We start from the raw sequence: 5,604 nt of genomic DNA, 5'->3' as shown, positions 1-5,604 counted from the left end.
CAATGCGTTGCTGCGCGAACTCATCGACGAGCTCAAGGCCAACAACGAAGCCGTCGCGCCGCGCCGCCGCCTGCTCGCTGCCGGTCAAGCCGCAGCGAAACAAATCCATATAGGTAAATTCCTGCTGCGGACGGTATTCATGATGGCGCACCTTGCTCAATGCCGCCAGAATCGCCCGGGGCCGCGCCTGCTCCACGCCCACGTCGTTGTTGGCGGTGGCGTCGCATTTGGGAATAAAAGCCTGCCCCGCGTCGGGGAAGCGTTGGGTCAGAAAACGGCGGATGCGCTCGCCTGCGCCGTCCGGGTCCGTCAGGATGATAATGCCCCGCTTTTTATAAGCGGCTTCAATCTGCCGCAGAGTATAGGGAGCCAGCGTAAAGCCGCCCGTTTCGATGGTATCGGCCTCCAACGCTTTGCGAATCGCAGCCGTATCCATTTTTCCTTCTACTACCAACACTTCTTTCAGCATAAACTAAACTTCCTTTATTCAGCAAGAATATAAATTTCGACGTCGCGCCTGCCCCAGTGGATGGCCCGATGATAATCGTTAAAGAACAAATCTATCCGGTTGCCCACCATATCGCCGCCCGTATCTCCCGCCATAGCGATGCCGTATCCCGGAATATACATTTTAGTATAGTAGGGAATCATGCGCGGGTCGACGGCCACAATGCCCTCGTAAGGCATAATGCCAATCGCGGTTGGATTACCTGTCGCTACATACGCCGTACTGTGCGCAGTTATTTTTTTCGTATAACGCTTATAGCCATCCGGCGTATATACGGACATTGCCATGCCCTTGCGGATAATTTTGCTTTCGGGCTCTTCGGTCACGCGGCGCGTGAGCTCCTGCACAGAATGCTGCCCGTCGCGGCTTTTTATCCGTTTGGAAACGATGGTCTGCTTGCCCGGCTTACCGGGATGCTTCACGCTTTCGGTCCCGAAATTCATACTGTGGTCTTCTTCATATTTAACGGGAATATCCACGCTGGCCTCGCTGAAATGCAGCTCTTCGCCCTTACCCAAAACATAAATCTGCATCTGCGCCTGCAAGGGCTCGCTCACGTCCGGATAAACGCGCTCCTTTTTATAGGAGATTCCGATATCCTTCAGCGCCTCGCCTACGGTCGCTTTAGAGCTTTTATATTCTGCCGTCTGCTCGCCGCGGATAACGGTAAAGGGAACGCCGCGCACCACCGTAATCACGCTGCCGTCCTGCACCCGCTTATTGGGCCCCTGCAAACGCCAGCCGTCGCCGGGCTCCAGCGCAACGCCCGCCTCCTGCAAAATCTGCGCGGGACTGCTGGCATTAGTGCGCACTTCTTTAGTCTGGCCGTCGGCCTCTATCGTAACGCGGCGCGTAATATCAAAGCCCGCTAGCAGCGGCGTCAGCAATATCAGGACGACTGCCGCCCACAAGCAAGGCAAATGCAACGGAAGTTTCTTTTTCAAATTTCTCGACCCCCTTAACTCGTTTTATTTTAACATAAATTGAGCGAAGCCGTCAAATTCGCGCCCCCGGCTGTGTTTATCCCTTGCGATATATAAAATTTATATCCCTATAAGCAAAACTGCCGCTAACGCGGCAGCTCTGTTGCGTAATATTTTTTTACTTGTTCCGTATAATCGCCGTTCTTATCGTACATAAGCAGCGGCGGCAAAACCTCTAAGCCGCAGCTGCCGCCCTTAACCATTTCCATCAGGAAAATCCAGGCCGGCTTATCTGCGGAAGCGTGCACCCATTGCAAACGCTTGGGCTGCAAACCGTATTTAAAAGACAGCTGCATACTTTCCGCAAAACGGTCGGGCAGCTGCACCAAAGCGAAGCGCCCGCGATAGCGCACGGCAAAAGCCGCCGCTTTAAAAAAATCCTCCAGCGTGGCGGTCAGCTCGTGGCAGGCGGCGGTGCCGATGCGGCGCACGTTGCCGCTGTTGCGGTAGGGCGGGTTGGCGGCGACCAAATCCATACTTTCCGGCCGCAGCAGCGTTTTATAATCGCGGATATCGCCGTCCACCACCGTCAGCCTGTCCTCCAGCCCGTTATCGGCAGCGCTGCGGCGCAGCAGTTTGGTCACGTTCTCATTGCAGTCTATTGCCGTCACGCGAGCCGCGCCCCGGGCTGCCAAAAGCATACTGACAGCCCCGGTGCCGCAGCCAAGCTCCAGGGCTTTGGCTTTATGCACCACATGAGGAAAATTTCCCAAAAACACCGCGTCCGTCGTAAAGCAAAATTCCTTGGCGTCCTGCCAAATCTTATATAAACATCCCGGCAGATAATCGCAGCGCAGGCTGCTCTGCTCCTTACACATCTTCGGCCTGGGAAGCGTCCACAATCTCGTCCCATTCCACCTGAATAATATTGTCGGGAGCCAGCTTGACCGACGCCAGATGCTGGCCGCGGTTGATGCCGACCACCTGGCCCTCGCCCAAAGGCGTAATCACCAGCGCGCCCATTTTGGGAATTTCTATGCGCTCGCGGCGGCCGCCGTTGCCGCAGTTCTTGCAGTACATATGGTTTTCGTATTTCAGGCAGCACATCAAGCGGCCGCAGATGCCGGAAATTTTCGTCGGATTGAGCGACAAGTTCTGGTCCTTGGCCATGCGGATGGACACGGGCTCAAAATCTCCCAGAAAGGTAGCGCAGCACAGCGGGCGGCCGCAGCAGCCGATCTTCGTCTCATCTCGGACGCCGATCTGACGCAGCTCGATCCTCGTCTTGAACACCGCCGCCAGATCCTTCACCAGCTCCCGAAAATCGATTCTTCCGTCGGCGGTAAAATAAAAAATAATTTTATTGACGTCGAAGGTAAATTCCACGTCGATAAGCCGCATGGGCAGCTCGTGATTTTTTATTTTCCGCAGGCAGATATTGAAAGCTTCCTTTTCGCGGATTTTATTTTCCGCCAGTTTCAGGTCGTCCTCCGCTGTCGCCTTGCGCATTACAGGCTTGAGCGGCGAAACGATGCCGCTTTCTTCCACCTCGCGCGGGCCGATAACGACCTCGCCGTATTCCACGCCGCGCGCGGTTTCCACAATGGCGTAATCGCCTTTGGCTACGCCGGTTTCCGCCGGGTCGAAATAATATATTTTACAGGCCTTTTTAAATCTGATACCTACAACTGTCGGCACTTATCTCACTCCTTATACGCTTTATCTATTTTAAGAGCCAGGGCTTCCAGCACCATGCGCACGCCGGTGCTGCTCTCCAAGGCTGCATAAGCTTCCTGAATACCTGCCAGCGCCAGCTTTAAACCGGCTACGCGCCACGCGGCGCTTTGCGCCTTAAGCTGCCCGCGCAGGTCGCAATTATATAAATCCGCCGCCGGATTCAGTTTGCACATCAGCAAATCGCGCAGCAAAAGCTGCAGCAGTTTGACGAACAGCAAAGCCTGCGGCCGTTCAAAATTTTTCTGCTGCCACGCGCGCCCCGCTAAATAATTCAAGGGCATGGCTAGGGGCAGCGCTTCCACAAAAGCCCAGGCCTGCTGCCGCAGCTCCAGCGCCTTTTGCTGCTGCAGGCTCAGGGCCAAGCCCACGGAGCCCTCGCTGATGCGCGCCAGTACTTCCGCTTCTTCCGCCGCAGCGCCGCGCGCCGCCAAAAAATCCGCTACCTGCGCCGCAGGCACAGGCTGAAAACGCAGGCAGACTACGCGGGAAAGAATGGTCGTCAGCAGCTTTTCTTCCGCCGACGCCAGCAAAACGATGACCCACCCCGCCGGCGGTTCCTCCAAAAGCTTTAAAAAACTGTTGGCCGCGGCGACGGACATTCTGTCCGCATCCTCCACCAGGCACACCTTAACCGGCGACAGCACGGGCGCAAAGGCGGCCTTGCCGATAAGCTCCTTAATCTGGTCGATACTGATATCCTTCAACCGTCCCGTATCGGGATTTAATTCCCGCTGCACTAAAATAAAATCGGGATGGCTGAGATTGCCGTCCGCCAAATTCAGCAAACGGCAGGCTTCGCAGCCGTCCGTCCCCGTATGGCTGAAGCAGAGCAGCGCTTTGGCAAATTCCAGCGCCAGCTGCTTTTTGCCCAGCCCCTCCGCGCCGGCAAACAGCAAAGCGTGAGGCCGTTCGTCCGCCCGCAAATAATTCTGTAAAAAATTTTTCTGGCGCTCGTGTCCAAGAATATTATCCCACATTTATTCCGCCCCGTCCAGCAGCGCGTCCAAAGCCCGCTGCACGGCTCCGGCCACAGCCTGCAAATCTCCTTCGGCGTTAATAATTTTAATGCGTTCGGGCTCGGCCTGCGCCAAAGCCAGAAAGCCCTGCCGCAATTTATGCTGATAGTCCAAGCCCTGCCGCTCGTAGCGGTCGCTGACGCCGCGCCGCTCCCGCCGCCGCGCCAAAAGCTTCGGCGCGCCGTCCAACAGCAGCGTCAAGTCCGGCGTTAAGCCGCCTGCGGCAAAAGCGTTCAGCAGCCGCAGCTCGTTTACTTCCTCCGCGCCTTTGCCCAAGGCCAGGCCCTGATACACCAGCGTCGAATCGCTGAAACGGTCGCAGAGCACGATTTTTCCCGCCGCCACTGCCGGACGCAGCAGCTTATCCGCATGCTCGCTGCGGGCCGCCAAATACAGCAGCGTTTGGGAAATATTGCTCAAAGGCAGCTCCGGGTCCAGCACCAAAGCGCGCACCTTCTCCGCCAGCGGCGTGCCGCCCGGCTCCCGGCTGACCACGACCTCATAGCCCCGCTGACGCAGATAATCCGCCGCCAGCTGCACCTGCGTGGATTTACCGCCGCCGTCCGCGCCTTCAAATGTTATAAATTTTCCTCTCATTGTTTTATCCTCTATAATACATCATCTAAATAATGCAGTGATGTTTGCGTTTTGCAAAGCCGAGCAATTATTATATTTCGCAGCGAATAGCGTTTTTAGTGAATGAGGGCATAGAAGCGCAGAAAGTGTGAAATGTTTGAGCGCTAAGCGTCGTTTGCCTCAAACTCTTCTGAACTGTTTATCGTAAGACGAAAACTATAACATGCTGTACAGTCGCGAGTTTTGAACACTTTCGTTAGCTTCTGCCCGAAATGAACGTCAAAAAACGGTTTGAGCGAAGAAATATATAATTGCCGGACACATACTAATATTTTACTGCGCAATTTATTCGCGCACCACCCGCAGCGTTTGCAGCGAGCTGTCCGCCGGGCCGCTGACAGGCAGCCCCAAATCCTTCATCGCCCGGCAGTAAGAAATTATTTCCGGCGTGACGATTTCTCCGGGCAGCAGCGCCGGTATCCCCGGCGGATAAAAGCTGACCTGCTCGCCGCAGATTCGCCCCGCAGCCTGCGCCAAAGGCACGGCTTGCTTGGCGCTGTAAAAAACCTCGCGCAAATTTTTCGCCGCCGTCGTAATCGGCACAGTCTGCGCCGCCGCGCCGCGCAAAGGCGGCCGCTTCTGCCGCTCCAAAGTGTGCAGCGTCTCGTCGATGCGCCGCAGCGCCGCGTCGTAATCAGCCGTCGTATCTGCGTAAGTCACTAAAAACAAAACGTTCTGCGCGTCCACCAGCTCCACGGCTACGCCTGCCTGACGCAAAGCGTCGCCCACTTCCACGCCTGTATAGCCCCAATCCGCGAAATTAACCGTTACCTTGGTACTGTCC

Annotated in this window: 6 protein-coding genes and 1 pseudogene; all 7 read right to left on the bottom strand. The window is 55.9% G+C overall.

Features of this window, described 5'->3' with window-relative positions:
* The coding region (locus QZ105_RS10045; protein WP_293729786.1) for a DUF4093 domain-containing protein at nucleotides 1–469 on the bottom strand (469 nt) is incomplete at its 3' end.
* A gap of 14 nt (nucleotides 470–483) precedes the next feature.
* The gene (locus tag QZ105_RS10040) at nucleotides 484–1,452 is read right to left on the bottom strand and encodes a 3D domain-containing protein (protein WP_293729785.1); all 969 of its coding nucleotides are present in this window, start codon (nucleotides 1,450–1,452) and stop codon (nucleotides 484–486) included.
* A 125-nt stretch (nucleotides 1,453–1,577) separates the two neighbouring features.
* Complete coding sequence (locus QZ105_RS10035) at nucleotides 1,578–2,309, bottom strand: methyltransferase domain-containing protein (RefSeq protein ID WP_293729784.1); 732 nt, start codon at nucleotides 2,307–2,309, stop codon at nucleotides 1,578–1,580.
* Nucleotides 2,302–3,129 (bottom strand): stage 0 sporulation family protein, encoded by an 828-nt coding sequence (locus QZ105_RS10030; RefSeq protein ID WP_293729783.1) that lies wholly within the window; start codon nucleotides 3,127–3,129, stop codon nucleotides 2,302–2,304. Before QZ105_RS10030 ends, QZ105_RS10035 begins: the two co-directional genes overlap by 8 nt.
* Before the next feature lie 5 nt (nucleotides 3,130–3,134).
* Nucleotides 3,135–4,145, bottom strand: a complete 1,011-nt coding sequence (locus QZ105_RS10025; protein WP_293729782.1) for a DNA polymerase III subunit delta' — start codon at nucleotides 4,143–4,145, stop codon at nucleotides 3,135–3,137.
* Complete coding sequence (gene tmk / locus QZ105_RS10020) at nucleotides 4,146–4,781, bottom strand: dTMP kinase (protein WP_293729781.1); 636 nt, start codon at nucleotides 4,779–4,781, stop codon at nucleotides 4,146–4,148. It lies immediately after the preceding gene.
* Nucleotides 4,782–5,105: 324 nt separating this feature from the next.
* Nucleotides 5,106–5,604: pseudogene (locus QZ105_RS10015) on the bottom strand (decarboxylase); the annotation flags it as partial.

This window comes from uncultured Phascolarctobacterium sp. (genome assembly GCF_905212365.1).
Classification (GTDB): Bacteria; Bacillota; Negativicutes; order Acidaminococcales; family Acidaminococcaceae; genus Phascolarctobacterium_A.
This window is presented reverse-complemented; position numbering and strand designations above follow the sequence as displayed.